Origin of the sequence: Planosporangium flavigriseum (assembly GCF_011947225.1) — a bacterium.
Taxonomy (GTDB): Bacteria; Actinomycetota; Actinomycetes; order Mycobacteriales; family Micromonosporaceae; genus Planosporangium; species Planosporangium flavigriseum.
The window spans coordinates 1-18,590 of record NZ_JAATVW010000037.1 but is presented as its reverse complement, the minus strand read 5'-3'; the positions used below and the strand labels follow the sequence as shown (position 1 = coordinate 18,590).

General features: G+C 72.0%; 19 protein-coding genes. 12 read left to right on the top strand and 7 right to left on the bottom strand.

Going from position 1 to position 18,590, the window contains the following annotated elements; translation table 11 throughout:
• A partial coding sequence (locus HC028_RS26280; protein ID WP_168080131.1) for a VOC family protein occupies positions 1 to 512 on the bottom strand: 512 nt, incomplete at its 3' end.
• 77 nt (positions 513 to 589) lie between these two features.
• On the opposite strand from HC028_RS26280, the gene HC028_RS26275 reads away from it, so the two are divergent.
• On the top strand, positions 590 to 1,096 hold the full coding sequence (locus HC028_RS26275; RefSeq protein WP_168080130.1) for a MarR family winged helix-turn-helix transcriptional regulator: 507 nt from the start codon (positions 590 to 592) through the stop codon (positions 1,094 to 1,096).
• Here the strand turns inward: HC028_RS26275 and HC028_RS26270 are convergent.
• Positions 1,056 to 1,835 carry an endonuclease/exonuclease/phosphatase family protein gene (locus HC028_RS26270; protein ID WP_168080129.1) on the bottom strand — a complete coding sequence of 260 codons (780 nt, stop codon included), beginning with the start codon at positions 1,833 to 1,835 and terminating at the stop codon, positions 1,056 to 1,058. The two genes, HC028_RS26275 and HC028_RS26270, sit on opposite strands and share 41 nt — an antisense overlap.
• Before the next feature lie 105 nt (positions 1,836 to 1,940).
• On the opposite strand from HC028_RS26270, the gene HC028_RS26265 reads away from it, so the two are divergent.
• Positions 1,941 to 2,396, top strand: a complete 456-nt coding sequence (locus HC028_RS26265) for an RrF2 family transcriptional regulator (RefSeq protein WP_168080128.1) — start codon at positions 1,941 to 1,943, stop codon at positions 2,394 to 2,396.
• Here HC028_RS26265 and HC028_RS26260 read toward each other — a convergent pair.
• Genes HC028_RS26260 through HC028_RS26250 form a run of 3 tightly spaced genes read right to left on the bottom strand, consistent with a single transcriptional unit; the run spans position 2,393 to position 3,589 of the window.
• Entirely contained in the window at positions 2,393 to 2,704 is a 312-nt protein-coding gene (locus HC028_RS26260; protein ID WP_168080127.1) for an NAD(P)H-dependent oxidoreductase, read from the bottom strand. The two genes, HC028_RS26265 and HC028_RS26260, sit on opposite strands and share 4 nt — an antisense overlap.
• 2 nt (positions 2,705 to 2,706) lie before the next feature.
• A complete protein-coding gene (locus tag HC028_RS26255) occupies positions 2,707 to 3,084 on the bottom strand; it encodes an NTP transferase domain-containing protein (protein ID WP_168080126.1) in 378 nt (125 codons plus the stop codon).
• Positions 3,017 to 3,589, bottom strand: coding sequence for a hypothetical protein (locus HC028_RS26250; protein ID WP_168080125.1), 573 nt, complete (start codon positions 3,587 to 3,589; stop codon positions 3,017 to 3,019). Before HC028_RS26250 ends, HC028_RS26255 begins: the two co-directional genes overlap by 68 nt.
• Before the next feature lie 620 nt (positions 3,590 to 4,209).
• Between HC028_RS26250 and HC028_RS26245 the strand changes: the two genes are divergently transcribed.
• The 5 genes from HC028_RS26245 to HC028_RS26225 all read left to right on the top strand — a co-directional run bounded on the left by HC028_RS26245 (position 4,210) and on the right by HC028_RS26225 (position 11,646).
• Complete coding sequence (locus tag HC028_RS26245) at positions 4,210 to 5,865, top strand: IucA/IucC family protein (RefSeq protein ID WP_203981628.1); 1,656 nt, start codon at positions 4,210 to 4,212, stop codon at positions 5,863 to 5,865.
• A gap of 11 nt (positions 5,866 to 5,876) precedes the next feature.
• On the top strand, positions 5,877 to 7,622 hold the full coding sequence (locus tag HC028_RS26240; protein WP_168080124.1) for an IucA/IucC family protein: 1,746 nt from the start codon (positions 5,877 to 5,879) through the stop codon (positions 7,620 to 7,622).
• Positions 7,619 to 8,806, top strand: a complete 1,188-nt coding sequence (locus HC028_RS26235) for an alanine racemase (protein WP_168080123.1) — start codon at positions 7,619 to 7,621, stop codon at positions 8,804 to 8,806. The genes HC028_RS26240 and HC028_RS26235 overlap by 4 nt, the downstream gene beginning before the upstream one ends.
• Positions 8,807 to 8,870: 64 nt before the next feature.
• A complete protein-coding gene (locus tag HC028_RS26230) occupies positions 8,871 to 9,500 on the top strand; it encodes an alpha-ketoglutarate-dependent dioxygenase AlkB family protein (protein ID WP_168080122.1) in 630 nt (209 codons plus the stop codon).
• Positions 9,501 to 9,897: 397 nt separating this feature from the next.
• On the top strand, positions 9,898 to 11,646 hold the full coding sequence (locus HC028_RS26225) for an amidohydrolase (protein ID WP_203981629.1): 1,749 nt from the start codon (positions 9,898 to 9,900) through the stop codon (positions 11,644 to 11,646).
• A gap of 323 nt (positions 11,647 to 11,969) precedes the next feature.
• Here the strand turns inward: HC028_RS26225 and HC028_RS26220 are convergent, their stop codons facing one another.
• On the bottom strand, positions 11,970 to 12,605 hold the full coding sequence (locus HC028_RS26220; RefSeq protein WP_168080121.1) for a TetR/AcrR family transcriptional regulator: 636 nt from the start codon (positions 12,603 to 12,605) through the stop codon (positions 11,970 to 11,972).
• A 41-nt stretch (positions 12,606 to 12,646) separates the two neighbouring features.
• Here HC028_RS26220 and HC028_RS26215 point away from each other — a divergent pair, with 41 nt between their 5' ends.
• From HC028_RS26215 to HC028_RS26200, 5 genes are all read left to right on the top strand, one after another.
• Entirely contained in the window at positions 12,647 to 14,200 is a 1,554-nt protein-coding gene (locus HC028_RS26215; protein ID WP_168080120.1) for an FAD-binding oxidoreductase, read from the top strand.
• Positions 14,197 to 15,735: a glycerol-3-phosphate dehydrogenase/oxidase gene (locus HC028_RS26210; protein WP_168080119.1), complete on the top strand. Its 1,539-nt coding sequence runs from the start codon at positions 14,197 to 14,199 to the stop codon at positions 15,733 to 15,735. The genes HC028_RS26215 and HC028_RS26210 overlap by 4 nt, the downstream gene beginning before the upstream one ends.
• A gap of 133 nt (positions 15,736 to 15,868) precedes the next feature.
• Positions 15,869 to 15,991, top strand: a complete 123-nt coding sequence (locus tag HC028_RS28290; protein ID WP_275408286.1) for a hypothetical protein — start codon at positions 15,869 to 15,871, stop codon at positions 15,989 to 15,991.
• Between the two features lie 140 nt (positions 15,992 to 16,131).
• The gene (locus HC028_RS26205; protein WP_168080118.1) at positions 16,132 to 16,719 is read left to right on the top strand and encodes a ferredoxin; all 588 of its coding nucleotides are present in this window, start codon (positions 16,132 to 16,134) and stop codon (positions 16,717 to 16,719) included.
• Between the two features lie 50 nt (positions 16,720 to 16,769).
• A complete protein-coding gene (locus tag HC028_RS26200; protein WP_168080117.1) occupies positions 16,770 to 17,072 on the top strand; it encodes a hypothetical protein in 303 nt (100 codons plus the stop codon).
• A gap of 293 nt (positions 17,073 to 17,365) precedes the next feature.
• Here HC028_RS26200 and HC028_RS26195 read toward each other — a convergent pair whose 3' ends face one another.
• Positions 17,366 to 17,971, bottom strand: a complete 606-nt coding sequence (locus HC028_RS26195) for a dihydrofolate reductase family protein (protein WP_168080116.1) — start codon at positions 17,969 to 17,971, stop codon at positions 17,366 to 17,368.
• Between the last annotated feature and the right edge of the window lie 619 nt (positions 17,972 to 18,590).

Below are 18,590 nucleotides of genomic sequence, written 5' to 3'. Positions count from 1 at the left end.
TTGGCGGCGGGCACCGAGATGCCGACCCCGCCGCGGGTGTCGGCGCCGTAGCGGGCCTTCTCCTTGGCGAGGTCGAGCGGGCGGATGGTGCTCCGGCCGCTGCGGGCGGCGTCGTCGAGCAGTTCGGCGGGGATGATCCACACGACTTCGAATTCGAGGCCGTCGGGGTCCTTGGCGTACAGGCTCTTGGTGGTGCCGTGGTCCGAGGCGCCGACGAGCGCGTCGTGCTCGGCCAGCGTGCCGGCGACGCGTTCGAGCTCGGCGAGGGTGTCGACCTCCCAGGCGAGGTGGTAGAGCCCGACCCGGCCGCGGCCGGCGTCCGAGGCCTTCGCGTCCGCCCCGACCTGGAACAGGCCGAGGTCGTGGTCGTTGGTGGAGCCGGGCGCCTGCAGGAACGCCGCGCCCGGGAACGACATGACGGTACGGAAGCCGAGGGCGTCACGGTAGAAGGCGACGCTGCGCTCGACGTCGCTGACGTAGAGGACCGCGTGGTTGAGACGGTGGACCGGCATTCCAGCCTCCTTATGTTGAGAGTTCAATCAACATAGCAGTTGGTTGAACTCTCAACAAGTACGGTATTGTTGCCTGCATGGCCGAACCCCGCTGGCTCGAAGCCGACGAACAGCGCACCTGGCGCGCCTTTCTCGGCGCCACCCAACTGCTGTTCGACCGGCTCGACCGGGAACTGCAGCGCGATGCTGGCATACCTCATGCGTACTACGAGATCCTGGTGTGGCTGTCCGAGTCGCCCGAGCGGTCGCTGCGCATGAGCGACCTGGCCCGCCGTACCCGCTCGTCACGCAGCCGCCTGTCGCACGCCGTGGCCCGACTGGAGGAGCGCGGGTGGGTCACCCGGCGCGACTGCCCCACCGACAAGCGCGGCCAGATCGCGACCCTGACCGACGACGGCTACGCGGCGCTGACCGCGGCGGCCCCCGGCCACGTGGACGGCGTACGGGCGCACCTGTTCGACGCGCTCAGCCCCGAGCAGGTACGCCAGCTGCGCCAGATCAGCGAAGCGATCATGCGTCCGCTCGCGGCCGACGACACCGCCGTCACAGCTCCACCACCAGCGGACGGTGATCGGACACGGTGACATCCGGTGTCGCCACCGCCTGCACCGGCGGCAGCGCGTCGCCACCGCGCGGGTCAAGCAGGATGTGGTCGAACTGCACCCGCGGCGCCGGACTCGGGTAGGTGGGCCGGCGAGCCAGCATCCACCAGCCCGACGCCACCGCCGCCATCCGCCCCGGAATGTTGAGATCGCCCAGCAGCAGCCGCGGCGCCGGCAGCGTCCGCAGTGCACGGATCGCGTGCCGTAGTTGGCGCACGTTCCACCCGGGGATGAACGACAGGTGGGTGGTGGCCACGGTCATCGGCCCGACCGGACCCTCCACCACCGCGGCCAGCAGCACCCGCGGCTCATCGTCGAGCAGGATCACCCGGCCCGCCGGGCCCGGCACGTACACCGGGGTGCGCATCCGCGCCGTCGGCAGCCGGGCCACCCGCCACGACAGCATCGGCCAGCGCGTCGCGAGGGCCACCCCGTAGTGCGGCTCGCCGACCCCGGCGTCGGTCGCCGTGACCGTACGGAACGTCTCGCCCGGGGTACCGATGACCGCCGGGGCGAACCGGTGCGCGGCCCGGCCCCCCAACGCGCCAGCGGCGAGCGCGGCAAGATCCACCCCGCCGCTGCGCGGCTGGTCGCGGTCGACCTCCTGCATCCCGAGCACGTCGGCGTCCAACCCGGCGACCGCCTCCCGGATCCGGTCATGATCCACCCGGCCGTCGTACAACGACCGCCCGTGCATCAGGTTGAACGTAGCCAGCCGCACCTACGGCAACGATATGACGCGCGGCGCTCGCCCGCCCAGCTGGACGGCCCGTCGTGATCATCCCCGGCCGCGCCCGTGACGTCCCAGCTTGGCATGATGGGGCCCATGCAAGTCTCCGCGCGTGGCGACTACGCCGTACGGGCAGCCCTCGGCCTCGCCGCCGCCTACCCGGCCACAGTGTCCGCCCAGGCACTGGCCGAAGAGCAGTCCATGCCCCGCAAGTTCCTCGAAGCGATCCTGGCCGACCTGCGCCGCGCCGACCTCGTGCGCGGGCTGCGCGGCGCCGACGGCGGGTACGTGCTGACCCGACCGCCCTCCGACATCAGCGTCGGGCAGGTCCTGCGGGCCGTCGACGGCCCGCTCGCCGCCGTGCGCGGCGTACGCCCCGAAGAGGCCAGCTACGAAGGCACCGCCATCCACCTCCAGCAACTGTGGGTCGCCGTCCGCGCTGCGGTACGCAACGTGCTCGACGAGGTCAGCCTCGCCGATCTCGTCCGCGGCCGGCTGCCCGCCCACGTACGCCGGCTGACGGCGGCGCCGGAGGCCTGGCAGCCGCGTTAGCCCGGCACACCGACCGCCAGCCGCTCACCGAGGTACTCGCTCAGTCCCACGCTGAGCAGCCGGGCGACGTACTCGTCGACCAGGTCGTGCGACCCAACCAGGTGGCGCTCCAGCGCGACCAGCCCCGGCCCGGCGACGACCGCCCCCAGCTGGCCGAGCAGCTCCCGCAGGTGCCGTTCGGTGGCCGCCGCCTGGGCGGCCTCGTTGGCCGTCACGACGGTCACCGCGGGCACGCCGGCCAGCCCCGGCCGTGGCAGCCCGTCCAGCAGCACCTTCAGCACCCCGACCGTTGAGCACCGAGGTGACATCGCTATAGGTGCCGCGCTGGCGCACGAACCGCAGCCGCAGCTGCTCGTAGGCCGGGGCCGGGGCAGCGGGCACGCCGGCGGCGGCGCAGGGTACGGGCGGCCCAGCCGATGAACGGCTCGTAGTACGGGTGGTAGACGCACTCCACGTCGGCCGGGCTGAGGGCGGCGATCTCGTCGAGCAGCCAGACGATGGCGGGCCGGCCGTCGACGGGCTGGAACTCCTTCGGCAGCACGTGCGTCCACTCGCCGACCCGGGTGCCCAGCCCGCCGGCGGCGATGACCACCTGGGCGCTCATCGCCGCATCGGCCTGCTCAGGCCGGGCGAGCGCGTCGGCCAGCAACAGCGTGTTGAGCACGACCAGCCGCACCAGCGCGGTCACGGTGTCCGGGTCGTCGTCGGGCAGGCGCCGCAGTCATCGCGTGCAGTTGCCGGTAGCGGGCCGGATAGTCCCACCGGGTATAGAGGTCGCCACGTACGAAGGAGCTGACCACGCCGAGCGGACTGCGGGAGGCCACGACCAGCGGCGCGTCCGGCAGCAGCCGCAGCAACACCTCGACGGCGAAGAACAGGTTGGTCTCCTTGACCACCTGCCGCACCGGACCGTACTTGCCGGCGGCGAAGGTGACCAGCCAGTGCCGGCCGAACGGGCCGAGGTCGGCGTCGACCAGCTCGTCCAGGCACACCGGGGCCGGGTTGCACGCCGACAGCGGATGCGTGGCGTCCAGCTGCTGGCGCAGCGGCTCGTTGTACTGGCCCCACCACGCCGCCAGGGTGTCCGACAGCCAGTTCGACCCGACCCGTTCGCTGGTGCCGACCAGCAGCAACGGTGTGACCAGCACGTCCCCGCGCTGCGCGGCGGCGCCGCGCATCACGGCCAGCCGCATTTCCTAGCCCGGGTTGATGAATGGGGCGTACAACGGCGTGCCAACGGTCGACTCCTCCCCCGGAACCGACCGGGCCGTGCCGCGTAGCGGCTTTTATGCGGCGTGGCGGTAGCCACGTCGGCTAGGGCATCCTAGGACGCTAGGTTACGGGTATGGAGCTTTGGCAGTGGTCTGACCGGTAAATGCGGGCTGTCGGAATCGGCGGCCTACGCAGCACGCTCACGGTGGTGTGAACATCTGCTGCTCGGGCTGATCGCCGAGCCGACGGCACCGCCGGTCCAACTCCTGCGCGCACCTGACCCGCCGCGCCGCTGGCCGAGGACGTCCACCTGCAAGCCCAGTCCTAGGTGGGCGGCACGGAGATCCCGGCGGACGCGGCGAAGGCACCGGCCGTCAGGAACTGCAGCCCCTGACCCGGCGGATCGAGCGGCTCGAACGGCACACCGGCATGAACCCTCAGTGCCGGACGCCCGCTCCCCCTCCCTTCTCTGTGCTTTAGGCGTGGTGCGCTGGCGCACCACGCCTAAAGCGTCCTAGGACACTAGGGTCTGGTGGGTGCATCGGCGCTTGTTATGCCCCCGATACGCTGAGAAGCAGCCGCAGTCGACAGGGGGTACTCGGTGGCGCATCGAAGCAGCGGCGACACGGCCACGCCCTCGGCCGGCGCGGCTGGGCGGATCACCGAGGCGGTACTCGACGGCGGCTCCGCGATGTGCGGGGCGTACGCCGCCGCGCTCCCCGGGGCCCGCGCGTCCGTCCTGTCGCGACTGTGGGGCGCTCTCACCCGTGAACCGATCCCTGGCGTGACGGGCGTGGCCCGCGAGGCTGGCGACGTCGTCGTCACCGTTGCCGACGGGCGGCGGCTGCGCGGACCGGCCCCGGCCGCGCAGCCCTTCGCCGCCGTACCCGACGGTCTGACCCTGATCCTCGACGGCGCGCCCGTCCAGGATCCCGGCGATCTCCTGGCAGCGCTCAACCTGCCCGGCCACGCCGACCGGCTGCGCGTCGAAGTGGAAAATTCCGTCGCGAACCTGGCCCTCGCCCGCGCGGCCCAGCCCGAGCCCGACTGCGGTCCACCGGTCCTCGAGCGGCTGACCCGCCTGGACCCGGCGGCGGCCGTCGCGTACGCCGAACAGCTCGTCGTCGACGGGCACCCGCTGCACCCCTGCTGCCGTACCCGGCTCGGCCTCTCCACCCAAGAGGTCCTCGCCTACGCCCCCGAACACCGTCGCGTCGTCGACCTGGCCGTCGTCGACGTGCCGGCCGACCGCTGGGTCAGCACCGGGGCGGGCCTGCCGCCCCGCCTGCTGGTACACCCCTGGCAGCGCGACCACGTCCTGGGCAGCCATCCGGGCCTGCGCCCGACCGGCGACACCGTCCCCGCGCGTCCGCTGATGTCGTTACGCACCCTCGCCCCGGTCGCCGAGGCCGGTTGGCACGTCAAAACCGCTGTCGACGTACAGATGACCAGCGCCGTCCGCATCGTCTCCGGCGCGGCCATCCACAATGGACCCGCGCTGTCCGCCCTGTTGACGGAGCTCGGCGACCTCGGGCTGGAGGTGCTGACCGAGGTCGCCGCCGGCGCGGTGCTCGTCGACGGCCAGCCCAGCCGCAGCCTGGCCATGGTGCGCCGGCGGGCGCCTCGCGTACACGCCGGCGAGGTGGTCCTTCCGCTGGCCGCCCTGGCCGCCCGCTCCCCCGCCGACGGGCGGGCGGTCGCCGTCGAGGCCGTCACCCTCGGGTACGCACACGACCCGGCCGGGTTCTTCACCGACCTCGTCAACCTGCTGTTTACACCGTTGACCGCCCTCCTACACCTCGGCGTCGCGCTCGAGGCCCATGGTCAGAACATGTGCGTCGTGCTACGCCAGGGCCGGCCGGTCCGGCTGGTCTACCGGGACCTGGGCGGGGTGCGGGTGAGCCGCCGACGGCTGTCCGCACATGGGTTCTCCGCGCCGCCGCTGCGCGGCGACCTGGAGAGCGACGACCCGGCGGTCCTGCGTACGAAGCTCGCCGCGGCGCTGCTGTCGACCGTCATCGCCGAAACCGTCGCCGTGCTCACCCGCGAGTACGGCGAGGACCCGGCCCGGCTGTGGCGGATCGCCGACCGGGCCCTGGCCGACGCGTACGCGGCCCTGCCCGACTCGGCCCGCGGCGATGAACAGGCCCTGCGTACCGGCGCCTGGCCGCTGAAGGCGACGACCGCGATGCGGCTGGCCGACGACCCGCTCGAAGACCGGTGGACCTGGCACGACAACCCGCTTGAGGCACGATGACGACAGGCCCCATGACGAAAAGCCCGACGACGGCCGTCACGCAGACCGCGCTGGACACCGCCGTGGCCTCGGCGCGGGCCCAGCTCGCCGACGTCGCCCCCGACCTGCGCGCCGGCTTCGACGACGCGCTTCCCCTGGCCGTACACACGGTCGCCCGCCGGCTCGTCGGCGCCGCCTGCCGGGAGGACCTCGCCGGCCTGCGCGACCCGGCGCGGCTGGCGCTGATCGCCTCGCACGTGGACCGGCACGCCTTCGACCGTACCGAGACGCGGCAGGTACGCGACCCGGTACGGACACTCGCCGAACTCCCGGAGCGCATCGGCGGTCAGGACCTCGCGCGGGAGCTGGCTGACGCCGCCGTCAACCTGGCGCTCGCGTACGCCCGGCGGCCCGCGTTCACGGCGGCGACGTCGACGGGCGCGCGCGACAGCCTCGAGCTGGCCGCCGGCCTGTCCGCCGACGACCAGACCGTCTTCTTCGAACGGCTCTCCACCGAAGGGCACAACCTGCACCCGTGCGGGCGTACCAGGCTGGGGTGGAGCATCGCCGACGCGCTCGCCCACGATCTGGAGGCCGCCAGTACCGAGGTCGGCTTCGTCGCGATCCGCCGTGACCTGCACCTCGGCGACGACGTCGGCGAGCTGCTCGGGGTCGCGGACGCGCCGCGAGGGTACGCCGTACAGCCGGTCCACGCGTGGCAGCGCGACCGGGTCGTACGCCAGCGGTACGCCGACCTGCTCGCCGCTCGAGCCCTGGTGCCCCTGGACGGTCCGGTCCTCACCGGATCTCCCACCGCCGCGCTGCGCACCGTGCTGCTCGACCCGCTCCCGGGAACGCCCCGGCGCTACCTCAAACTGTCGCTGGACATCCAGGTCACCTCGACCCGGCGCACGATCTCCGTGGCGAGCACCCGCAACGGCCCGACCCTGTCGGCACTGCTGCACCGGCTACTGGTCGGTGAACCGCGGCTGCTGCTGCTCAGTGAGGAGGCCGGCGCCGCCGCCCGGGTCGGGCCGCGCCAGCGTGACCTGGCCGCGATCGTGCGTCGGGGGCTCGACGGCCGGTTGGAGCACGGTGAAGTCGCCGTGCCCGGCGGGGCGCTGTACGCGACGTCCCCGGTCACCGGCCGGACCGTGGTCGCCGAGCTGGTCGACCGGTATGCCGCCACTCGGCGGCTGATCGATCCGGCCGGCGGCCGTCGATTGACTGATCCGGCGGGAGCCGCCGCCGCGTTCCTCGCCGAGTACGGCCGGCTGCTCTTGCCCCCGCTGCTGCGGCTGGCCACCCGCCACGGCATCGCCCTCGAGGCGCACCTGCAGAACTGCATCCCCACGTTCCGGGACGGGGTGCCGCACCGCATCGCCCTGCGCGACTTCGCCGGCCTGCGGCTGTACCAGCCGCGGCTGGCCGCCAGCGGCCACGACATCGCGCTGTGGCCCGGCTCGGTCATCACGGCCGCCGACGCCGACGTGATGCGCGCCAAGCTCGGGTACACGGCGCTGCAGGCCCACCTCGGGGAACTGGTCGTGCGGCTGGTCGCCTCGCACGGCCTGGACGAGGACGCGGCGTGGCGGTCGGTACGCGAGATCGTCGACGAAACCTATGACGAGCTGCGCCGCGACCCGGCCGTGGCCGAGGACGCGACCGACGACCACCGGTTCCTCACCGCGCCGCTCGTCCCGCACAAGGCCCTCGTACGGATGCGACTGGCCGGCAGCGGTGACCTGTACGTACCCGTCAGGAACCCACTCCGATGATCCCGCCTGATGTCCTCGCCGCGCTGCGCGACCAGCGGCGCCCGGTGTGCGCGTACGTCTACGACCTGGACGTGGCGCACCGTACGGTCGACGCGGTGCGCGCCGCGCTGCCGCCGGGCGCGCTCCTGCTGTACGCCGTGAAGGCCAACAGCCACCCGGGAGTCGTCGCCGCCCTCGCCCGTCACGTCGACGGCCTCGAGGTCGCCTCCGGCGGCGAACTGGAGCTCGCCGCGGGCACCGGCGCGTCGACCATCGTGTTCGGCGGGCCGGCGAAGACCGACGCCGAGTTGTCCGCCGCGGTCGCGGCCGGCGCCCTGGTGCACGCCGAGAGCCTGCTGGAGCTGCGCCGGCTCGCTGCCGTCGCCGGAGGCGACCGGGCGGGCGCAGGCGCCGGTGACCGCTGCGTACGAGTCGCGCTGCGGGTCAACCGGGCGGGCGTGGACCTCGCCGGCAGCCACCGGATGACCGGGGTACCCACCCAGTTCGGCATCGACGAGGCCGCGCTCGGCGATGCTGTCGCGCTCGTTCGCGAGCTGCCGGCGCTGCGGCTGGTCGGGTTCGGACTGCACGCCGTGTCCAACAACCTCGACGCGGTCGCGCATGCGGCGTACGTCGCCGACGCGCTCGACTGGTCCGTCGCCGCCGCCCGGCGGCTTGGTGTACCACTGGAGTACGTCAACGTCGGCGGCGGGCTCGGCCTCGACTACGCCGGGGACAAACGGTTCGACCTCGATGCGCTGCGCGCCGGGCTGGCCGGGATGCGGGTTCCGCGCGGGGTCACGCTCGCGTTCGAGCCCGGCCGGTTCCTGGTCGCCTCCGCCGGCTGGTACGCGGCCGAGGTGCTCGACCTGAAACGGACCCACGGGCGGTGGTTCGCCGTGCTGCGCGGCGGCACCCACCACTTCCGGCTGCCCGCCGCGTGGGGCTACAGCCACCCGGCCGTGGTCGTACCGGTCGAGGACTGGCCGTACCCGTTCGAACGGCCGGAGGTCCGTGACGCGCACGTGGACGTCGTCGGTGAGCTGTGCACCCCGCGCGACGTCCTCGCCCGGGAACTGCGGGTCGACCGGCTGCGAGTCGGTGACGTGCTGGTGTTCGGCAACACCGGCGGGTACGGCTGGGACATCTCGCACCGCGACTTCCTGCGCCACCCGTACCCGCAGATCGTCCTCATCGGAGAGTGACCGGCGCTGATGCGTCTAGGATGAGCCGTCATACATGTGTTCGATAAGTCTGTATGCTAACCACATGTCCAGCGCCGCGCTGCAAGGTTCGCTCTTCGACGCCGTTGAGACGGCCGGCCTCGGCCCGCTCGACGCGATCCGCCGCACGACGCTGAGCCGCGGCGCGTGGATCGACGTCCTGCCCGGCTGGCTGGCAGGGGCGGACAGCCTGTTCGAACGGCTGGTTGAGCGGGTGCCCTGGCACGCCGAGCGGCGCCAGATGTACGACCGCGAGGTGGACGTGCCGCGACTGCTGAGCTTCTACGGCGAGGGCCGGACGCTGCCCGACCCGGTCCTGACCGAGGCGCGCGCGGCGCTCAACGACCGCTACGCAGCCGAACTCGGCGAACCGTTCCGTACGGCGGGCCTGTGCTACTACCGCGATGGCCGCGACAGCGTCGCCTGGCACGGCGACACCATCGGCCGCGGCGGCACCGAGGACACCATGGTCGCGATCCTCTCCGTCGGCGCGGCGCGCCCACTGCTGCTGCGCCCCAGAGGCGGCGGCGAGACGATCCGGTACGCCCTGGGCCACGGCGACCTGATCGTCATGGGCGGCTCGTGCCAGCGCACCTGGGAGCACGCCATCCCGAAGACCGCAAAGCCCGTCGGCCCGCGCATCAGCATCCAGTTCCGCCCGCGCGGCGTGCGCTGAGGCGTCGCCAGTCACGGTGGGCGCTCTGGAGCCGAGGGACTCGGACCCGTATCACCGTCCCGCAGGGGCCGGCCGGCCGCTCGTCGCACCGATCGCATCACTCGTCGCTTTAGGTGAACCACTCGTCGCACACCGCTGACCGAGCGATTCTCATTAACGCCCCTCAATGGCACCGTCTAGGGACCGTAGTGATCACTTACCTCCGGTCGGCGCCGTGGCGGCGCCCCACCTGGCCCGCGCCGGCCTGGTAGCCCTCGACCGGCCTACCTCCAACGAGTCCCACCCTTACGCCCCATCCGGATCCGGGTCGACCGCAACACAGCCACCTCCGCATGACGGGATCGCAGAACTGCGCTGCCCTTTACCGCCCAACCCCAGGCCAAGGAGCGTGTCACCCGTGTGTGAAACCGATCATCTCGAGTCCTCGGGCTTCAGCCGCCGAGACATGTTAGGGCTGCTCGGCGCGGCCGGCGCCGGGCTCGCCGTCACCCCCATCCTGACCGCGGATCCGGCCCTGGCCGCCGCCTCGGACCTCGCCCTCGACCCGAAGACGCAGCCGGCCGACCCCGGCGACTACGAAGCGCCGACGAAACTGGCGGTCGACTCGCCGGCCAAGGACACCGCGATGTCCTGGATCGACCGCCACTCCGACGACATCGTCGGCCTCAATGACCGGATCTGGGAATTCGCTGAGCCCTCACTGGCCGAGTGGAACTCGTCCTGGGCCGAAGCGCAGTTCCTGCAGGCCAACGGATTCCAGATCCAGTGGGGGGCGGGCGGCATGCCGACCGCCTTCGTCGCCACCTTCAGCAACGGCACCGGCAAGCCGGTGATCGGGTTCAGCGGCGAGTACGACGCGCTGCCTGGACTGTCGCAGGAGAAGGGCAAGCCGCAGCACTCCCCGCTGGTCTACAACCATGACCCGTACGCCCCGACCTACGGCTACGGCCACGGCTGCGGGCACAACTCCCTCGGTACCGCGGCGGCCGCCGCGGCGGTGGCCACCGCGGTGGCGATGCGGTCCCGCCGCCTCGACGGCACGATCAAGTTCTTCGGCTCGACCGCCGAAGAGCAGCTGGTCGGCAAGTCGGTATCGGTGAAAGCCGGCGTCTACGACGGACTCGACGCCTTCGTCGACTGGCACCCGGCCTCCAGCAACAGCACGGGTTGGGGTTCGACGAACGCCATGTACAGCTACGCCTTCCACTTTCTGGGCACCGATGGCCACGGCGGATCCCCACTGGGAACGCGAGCCACCCAGGACGCCGTCACGGCGATGTCGATGCTGACGGAGTTCCTGCGGGAGAGCGACCAGGCGCCCAGTTCGCGGATGCACTACGCGATCCGGCAGACCGGACAGGCGCCGAACGTGTTTCCCACGCTCTCGAGCATCTGGTACTTCGCCCGGGAGGGGAGCCCGGCGCGGGCGAGGATCCTGATGGACAAGATCATCAAATGCGCCGAGGCGGCCGCGATGGCCACCAGCACCCGGCTGCAGTACCAACTGATGGCCGGGGTGTGGAACCAGCTCGGCAACAAGCGCGGCGCCGAGTTGATGCACGCCAACATGGTGCAGGTCGGCCCGCCGGCGTTCGCGTCGGCCGACCAGGAGTTCGGCAAGGCGCTGCAGCGGTCGAACGGAACCCCGGAGACCGGCTTCGCCGACAAGATCAGTGAGCTGAAGCCGCCGGCACCGGTATTCATGGGCGGCGGCTCCACCGACGTCGCCGACATCAGCTGGCGGGTACCGACGATCTCGATGGGTACGGCACACCAGCCGGCCGGCACGAAGAACCACTCGTGGCACCACACCGCCACCGCCGCCTCCCACGCCGGCCACCTGACCACCCTCGCCGCCGCCAAATACCTCGCCGCCACCACCGTCGACCTGCTGACCCAGCCGAAGATCGTGGCCGAGATGAAGGAGGAGTTCGCCCGCCGCACGGCCAAGATCCAATGGAAGAGCCTGCTGCCCGACGGCTACCAGCTGCCGCTGTACGAGCCGCCGAAGTGGTTCCTGGAGCGGACCCGCCAGGCCTGGCCACCGCGGGGCGTCACCTGGCCCCCGAAGCGGATCGTCTCGACCGAGACCGCGCCCGACCTCGGGCCGGAGCTTCCGCCGTCGAACCTGCCGCCACTGGAGTAGGCCCCTGGCGCAAAAGGCGGCTACGCGGGCGGAAGGACCCGAGTGACCTTCCGGCCGCGTAGCCGCCTCGTTCCCCCTTACGGGACGTGCCTGCACCGAGGCAGGCGTCGACCACCAACGCCCGCCTACGATCAGGCACTCCGGGAGGTCACCGGCTAGGGCAGCCGCCGGTGGTCACCCGGTGCGGGCACGGAGTGCGGCCGCAGGTCGACCGGCTCCGTACACCCGCACTGTAAACAGATCCGGCCCGATTCCTCCAGGCTTCGCCCGGTACCTAAGGCTTTCTTATGGTTGCACTGAGCGTGCGCTAAACCGTTACCCGCTTACGGCACCAGATAGCGGTCGAGCAGCAGGCGCAGTTGGCCGTCGAGGTCGTCTTCGTCGAACCCGTCAGTCATCGTCCGCAGGGACACCACGAACCCCTGCGCCGCGAGCAGCACACCGCGCGCCAGCAGCGCCGGATCGCCGGCGCGGATGGAGCCGTCGGCGGCGCCCGCCGCGATGGCGGCCGTCACCATGGCGAGCATCTGGTCCTGGCTGCGGCCGCGCCGGTCGACCAGGTACGGCAGCAGGATCTCCGGGTCCAGTTCGACGATGCGGCGAAACACCGGGTGCTGGCGCAGCGCCCGGGCGGCCGCGACGATCGCGGCCACGAGGCGCTGCCGTGCGGAGTTTCCTCCCCCCGCAGCCCCGTCCTCGCCTGCCGCGACGGCCATGGCGGTCTGGGTCAGGGTGCCCCACTCGCGGGTCATGAGGTCACCTACCAGGGCGGTCATGTCTGGCCAGCGGCGGTAGATGGTCATGCGCGAGACCCCGGCGCGGCGCGCAACGTCGGTGAGGGTCGTGCGCCGCAGCCCCACGGCCAGCACGCCCGCTCGGGCCGCATCCAGCAGGGCGTCTTCCTCGGTTCGCGAACCCTGCTTATTGAGGCCGGACGGCTTGTTACAACTAGACGTCACATGTAACAGTGTAACCCATGGATGGCTTGACCGCTGATGGAATGAGCGCCGCACACCGCTGGGGAGACCCGAGCCGCGCCGTCACCCTGCCGGACGGCGTCCGCACGCTACTCGCGTCCGCCCTGGGGGTGCGCGAGCCACACCCACCGGCAAGCGTCGCGGCGCTGCCGCCGCCCGGACTCTCCGATCGAGCCCTGCGCGCCCTGGAAGCGGCCTGCTCCCAGGTACGCACCGACGACCAGGCCCGCCTCGCCCACGCCGCCGGCATGTCTACTGTGGACCTTTTGCGGCTGCGGGCCGGCGACGCGGCCGACGCGCCCGACGCCGTCATCGCACCCGCCGATCACGACGAGGTAACCGACGTCCTGGCGGCCTGCGCCGCGCACCGGATCGCGGTGGTCACGTTCGGTGGCGGCACCTCCGTGGTGGGGGGCCTACGGGCCAGCCGCGACGGGTACGCCGGAGTCGTCGCTGTCGACCTCGCGAGGCTCGGCCGCCTGCGCCACCTCGATCCGGTCTCGCGTACGGCGACGTTCGAGGCGGGGGTACGCGCGCCGCGCGCCGAGGAACTGCTCGCCGAGCAGGGCTTCACGCTCGGCCACTTCCCCCAGTCGTTCGAGCGCGCCACGATCGGCGGATTCGCCGCGACGCGGTCGTCCGGGCAGGCGTCGTCCGGCTACGGCCGGTTCGACCAGATGGTGGTCGGCCTGCGGGTCGCCACCCCGAGCGGCACGCTGCACCTCGGGCGCGCGCCGCACACCGCCGCCGGACCGGATCTACGGCAGTTGTTCCTCGGCTCCGAGGGCGCCCTCGGCGTCATCACCGAGGTGACGGTGCAGATCCGGCCGACCCCGCCGGCCCGGCGCTACCTGGGCTGGCGGTTGGCGGACTTCGCGGCCGCCACCGAGGCCGCGCGCGCCCTGGCGCAGGACGGGCCGCTGCCGGCCGTACTGCGCTGCTCCGACGAGCTCGAGACGACGGTGAACGCGGTCAGCGAGGGCGCATCTGCTGACGGCTGCTTGATGATCACAGGCATCGAGGGTACGGAGGACGAGGTCGCCGGCGTGGCGTCGGCGCTCACCGAGCGGCTGGCGGGCCTCGGCGGGCAGCCGCTCGGCGAGGAGCCGGGGCAGGCGTGGCTGCGCGGCCGGTTCGCGGCGCCGTACCTGCGCGACGCGCTGCTCGACGCCGGCGCTCTCGTCGAGACGGTGGAGACCGCGGCGTTCTGGAGCGCGCTGCCCGCCACCTACGCCGCCGTACGCGACGCGCTCGCCACGAGCCTGGCCGGCCAGGGCACCCCGCCGCTGGTGCTGTGCCACATTTCCCACGTGTACTCGAGCGGGGCGTCCCTGTACTTCACAGTGGTCGCCGCTCAAGCCGACGACCCGGTGGCGCAGTGGCAGGCGGCCAAGGCGGCGGCCGGGGACGCGATCGCGGCCAGCGGCGCGACCATCACCCATCACCACGGCGTCGGCCGCGACCACATCCCCTGGTACCGCGACGAGATCGGCCACGAAGGCGTGGCCGTGCTGCGGGCCGTCAAGCGCGCCCTCGACCCGGAGGGCGTGCTCAACCCCGGCGTCCTGCTGCCGTGAGCAGTACTTCTCTCTCAGCTGATCGGCGCGCCCGGGAACTGGCGGAGCTCGCCGACGGGCGGACCGTCGACGTGCTCGTGATCGGGCTCGGCGTGACCGGCGCCGGGGTCGCGCTCGACGCCTCGTCCCGCGGCCTGTCGGTGGCCGCCGTCGACGCCCACGACCTGGCGAACGGGACGTCCCGGTGGAGCTCGAAACTCGTCCACGGTGGACTGCGCTACCTCGCCGCCGGCGAGCTGGGGCTCGCGTACGAGAGCGCCGTCGAGCGCGGCATCCTGATCGATCGGACGGCGCCGCATCTGATCAGGCCGCTGCCGTTCGTACTGCCACTGACCACACCCGCCGGACGGACCGGTGCGGCGGTCACCCGGCTGGGGCTTCTCGCCGCCGACGGCTTGCGCACCGCTGCCGGTACGCCCCGGTCCGCGCTGCCCGGCAGCCGGCGTGTCAGCAGCGCCGAGGCGCGCCGGCTGTTCCCGGCCATCCGTACCCGCGACCTGCGCGGCGCCCTGGTGTACTGGGACGGCCAACTCGTCGACGACGCCCGCCTGGTCGTGGCCCTCGCCCGCACCGCCGCCGGCCACGGCGCCGCGATCCTCACCCGGTGTCGGGCCGAACCACCTCGTGGCGGGATCGTGCCGCTCGTAGACGTCGTGTCCGGGCGGCGGTTCGAGATCCGGGCCCGAACGGTGGTCAACGCGGCCGGGGTGTGGGCCGACCGGATCGACCCCTCGGTACGGCTGCGCCCGTCCCGCGGCACCCACCTGGTGCTGCCAGCGCGCCTGCTCGGTAATCCGACGGCCGCGCTCACCGTGCCGATGGCCGGCGCCCGCAACCGCTTCGCCATCGTTCTTCCGCAGCCCGACGACCGGGTCTACGTCGGGCTGACCGACGAGCCGGTCAACGAGCCGGTGCCCGACGTCGCCGTGCCCGATGCCCCCGTGCCCGACCCGGGTGAGATCTCGTTCCTGCTGGAGACGCTGCGCGGCGCGCTCGACACGCCGGTCGGCGCCGACGACGTGGTCGGCGCGTTCGCCGGGCTGCGTCCGCTGCTCGCCGGCGCGGCGGAGCGCACCGCCGACCTGTCGCGCCGGCACGCCGTACGCACCTCACCGGACGGCCTGGTCACGGTGGTGGGCGGAAAACTCACCACGTACCGGCGGATGGCGCGCGACGCCGTCGACGCCGCGGTGGCGGTGGGGCGACTGCGCGCCGGCCCCTGCCGTACCGCGTGGCTCCCGCTCGTCGGCGCGGGGTCTACTCGAACCCTGGCCGGCGTCCCGGCCCGGCTCGTGGCTCGCTACGGCACCGAAGCGGCCGCGGTCGCCGCAGTCGCGAATGAGGACCCGGCGCTCCTTGCGCCGATCGCCGACGGCATACCGGTGACCGCGGCGGAGGTCCTGTGGGCGGCGCGTCACGAGGGCGCGCTCGACGCTGACGACGTGCTCGACCGGCGGACCCGGATCGGGCTCGTACCCGCCGACCGCGAACGCGCGCTGCCCGCCGTCCGCGCGCTCCTCGCCAGCGGTACGTGAGCGAATACGTGCCGCCCTGGACACCGCCGCCCCCGGCCCGCTCCGCATCGTCAGCCTCTGCGCCGGCCAAGGTCGTAACCTGCTCGACGTCCTCGCCACCCATCCTCGCCGCCACGACGCGACCGCGCGGCCGGTGGAGTTCGATCCCCGCAACGCGGCCATCGCCGAACAGACCGTCCGGGCCGCGGGCCTGTCCGGCGTCGAGGTACGCGTGGGCGACGCCGCGCTGACCGACCGTACCGGCAAAGCGCGTTGAAAACGGCTGTAAGTCCTTCTTAAGTGCCTTCTCGCGGTTCGCCGTCACGGCATAGGTTCTCCGCGGGGCTTCTGCCGTCCGGCCGAACCCCGACCCGCCGGGTGATACGGCGGCGTTCCAGATTGGAGGCCGATCCCGTCTTGTTCACAGACCCGATCATCCCGTTGACGATCGTGACCGTGTTGGCGTGGTCGGCCATCATCGTTTGGAAGCTACAGCGCAGGCAGCCGGCGTACGGCGTGAACCGAACCGCTCAGCGCGGCCCCGCGCCCTGGGCGCGCCGGTTCCGCGCCGCCCCGCAGTGGGAGGACGACTCTTGGGAGTGGGACGAGGACGCCCGAGGCAGAGACTTTCGGGATGAGGACCTCCGGGACGAAGTCCCCCCGGGCCGGGGTGGCCGCCGACCGTACGACGAGCGCCCGGCGTACGACGACCGGCCGCGCCGGCCCTTTCCCGGGGTGGAGCGGGCCGACCATGCCGAGGTCGAGATCAACCCGGGCAAGTGCATGCGGTTCGCGTTCTGCGAGCAGGAGGCGCCGGAGGTCTTCAAGCTCGTCGGCGACCGGATCGACTACAAACCGTCCGTGCCGGCCGAACACGTCGCGTCCGCCGACATGGCGGCAAAGATCTGCCCCGCTCGCGCGATCAAGATAAAGATGCCGGGTACGAAGCCCTACCTGCCCCAGCCGCCGGTCGACGACGACGAACGGCGGCCGGTGCGCCGCTGAAACGCCGGTTCACTTCCCGCCACTAGTGATGCTTCGCCAGGATAGAAGGCATGAGTAGACGGGTGACGGTGTCCCTTCCCGACGAGGTCGCCGAGCGGCTTGAAAAGCTACCTTCAAGCCAGGTGTCGGCGTACGTGGCGGAAGCGCTGCGGCGGCGGCAGGCATCCGATGAGATCCGCACCGCGCTTCAGCTGGCGGGCAACACCCGCGAGTACGCCTACGATCCGGAAGGTGCCGCGCGGCGCCTCAGCGAGGGGCGTGTCCCCACAGACGTGCGTAATACTGCCGTCGCCGCGCTCGCAGCGGAACTGGGCCGCCCGGTCGACGAGGTACGCACGGAACTCGCCCAGTGACCGCCACCTGTCAGGTGTTCGACACCGACGCGCGAAGGCGGCCCCTGGTTGGGGTCGCCTTCGCTGTGCTTCATTGCATCTCCGGTCAGGACTGGTCGAACTCCCCGGCCACCGTCCGCCTCGACGACGCGCTGACGCAGATCACCACCGACGGAATGCTGCTGCGCAGCCTGCCCAACCCGGCTCATCGCCGAGGTGGCCCGCACTGCCACGAAACCGATCGCCCGGTTCAAGGTCCGCAAACCCGAGAAGCCGCGAAGTACAGCCCGATAGCACCGGCAGCACCTGCGGAGTCAGCTGACGCGGCGATAGCGGATGTGGGTGGTCAGCGGTGAGTGAAGCACCTCGGCGGGTTCGAAGCCGAAGGATTCCACACCGTCGAAGATGCGCTCGCCCGAACCGAGCAGGACCGGTGCGATGTCGAGGGTGAGCTCGTCGATCACGCCGGCGATCAGTGCCTGTCGGACGGTCGAGGCCCCACCGGCGATGTCCACGCCATTGTCCCCGGCGGCCTGGCACGCTGCGGAGTAGGCCGCGTCGAAGCCCTCGGTGACGAAGTGGAAGGTCGTCCCGCCGTCCATCTCGATCGGGTCATGTCCGTGATGGGTCAGCACGAACACCGGCGCGTGATACGGCGGTTCGGGGCCCCACCACCCGGTCCATTCCTCATCCCAGTCCCCGCGGATCGGGCCGAACATGTTCCGACCCATCACATACGCACCCCGCGGGCGCATGAGCCACTCGTTCGCGACCTTGTCGGCATCGTTGGCTCGCGGGTCGCCGATGTGCCAGCCGTGCAGCTCCTGCCCCCGCTTGCCCAGGGGGTCCGCGCGGCTCTGGTCCGGCCCGGCGACGAAGCCGTCCAGCGAGATCGACATGTGGCAGGTGGTGTCCGGCACCGCGAACCTCCTGAGTGATTGCGACCTGCAAGCGGCCGTGCGGACCCTAGCAGGTGATGGCACCGGGGAACGAGGACACAGCTCGACCAACCTGGCGGTGGGGCCAGTTACCTCCGTCCAGGTGGGGCCACTCAGGGTTGACAAAATTAACCGGCTTCGGCCGATACGCTTCACGTTGCATCGACCCAAAATTTCTAGCCGGAGCTGTTACGGATCATCTGACCGCGGTCCGTAACGCATCAACTGAAGCCCGACAGCTGCGCATCCTCCGTGCCAACGACGCGGTGAGTACTGTCGCGCTCCGCTGGGATGTCGATGCCGCCGACGACTGTCCGGCGCTCGGGAGTATGGTTCGTCGCGCTGGACGGCTCGGCACCGGTCACGCCGCCTACGTTGCACTGCCGAAGGCAGCTGGTGTAGTCACCTCACGCGCCCATGAGATCCGGGCGGTGCTCGGCGACCGCTGGCACATCCGAGAGGTTTGACGTTCTCCCCGCCCTAAAGGACGGGGATTCCCTCCACGCTGCGCGCGGAACGCGCGGCGTCCGGGTGGATTCCTGCTTCCCGACGCGGTGCCGGCACGGGTGCCGGACTTACCTGCGCTCCACAGGCGTTTAGA

Excerpts from the sequence above, each read along its gene's own strand:
- HC028_RS26235 (WP_168080123.1), top strand. The coding sequence starts at position 7,619 with ATGATCCCGCCTGATGTCCTCGCCGCGCTGCGCGACCAGCGGCGCCCG.
- HC028_RS26275 (WP_168080130.1), top strand. The coding sequence starts at position 590 with ATGGCCGAACCCCGCTGGCTCGAAGCCGACGAACAGCGCACCTGGCGC.
- HC028_RS26260 (WP_168080127.1), bottom strand. The coding sequence starts at position 2,704 with ATGTCACCTCGGTGCTCAACGGTCGGGGTGCTGAAGGTGCTGCTGGAC.
- HC028_RS26240 (WP_168080124.1), top strand. The coding sequence starts at position 5,877 with ATGACGAAAAGCCCGACGACGGCCGTCACGCAGACCGCGCTGGACACC.
- HC028_RS26250 (WP_168080125.1), bottom strand. The coding sequence starts at position 3,589 with ATGCGGCTGGCCGTGATGCGCGGCGCCGCCGCGCAGCGCGGGGACGTG.
- HC028_RS26200 (WP_168080117.1), top strand. The coding sequence starts at position 16,770 with ATGAGTAGACGGGTGACGGTGTCCCTTCCCGACGAGGTCGCCGAGCGG.
- HC028_RS26230 (WP_168080122.1), top strand. The coding sequence starts at position 8,871 with ATGTCCAGCGCCGCGCTGCAAGGTTCGCTCTTCGACGCCGTTGAGACG.
- HC028_RS26215 (WP_168080120.1), top strand. The coding sequence starts at position 12,647 with ATGAGCGCCGCACACCGCTGGGGAGACCCGAGCCGCGCCGTCACCCTG.
- HC028_RS26265 (WP_168080128.1), top strand. The coding sequence starts at position 1,941 with ATGCAAGTCTCCGCGCGTGGCGACTACGCCGTACGGGCAGCCCTCGGC.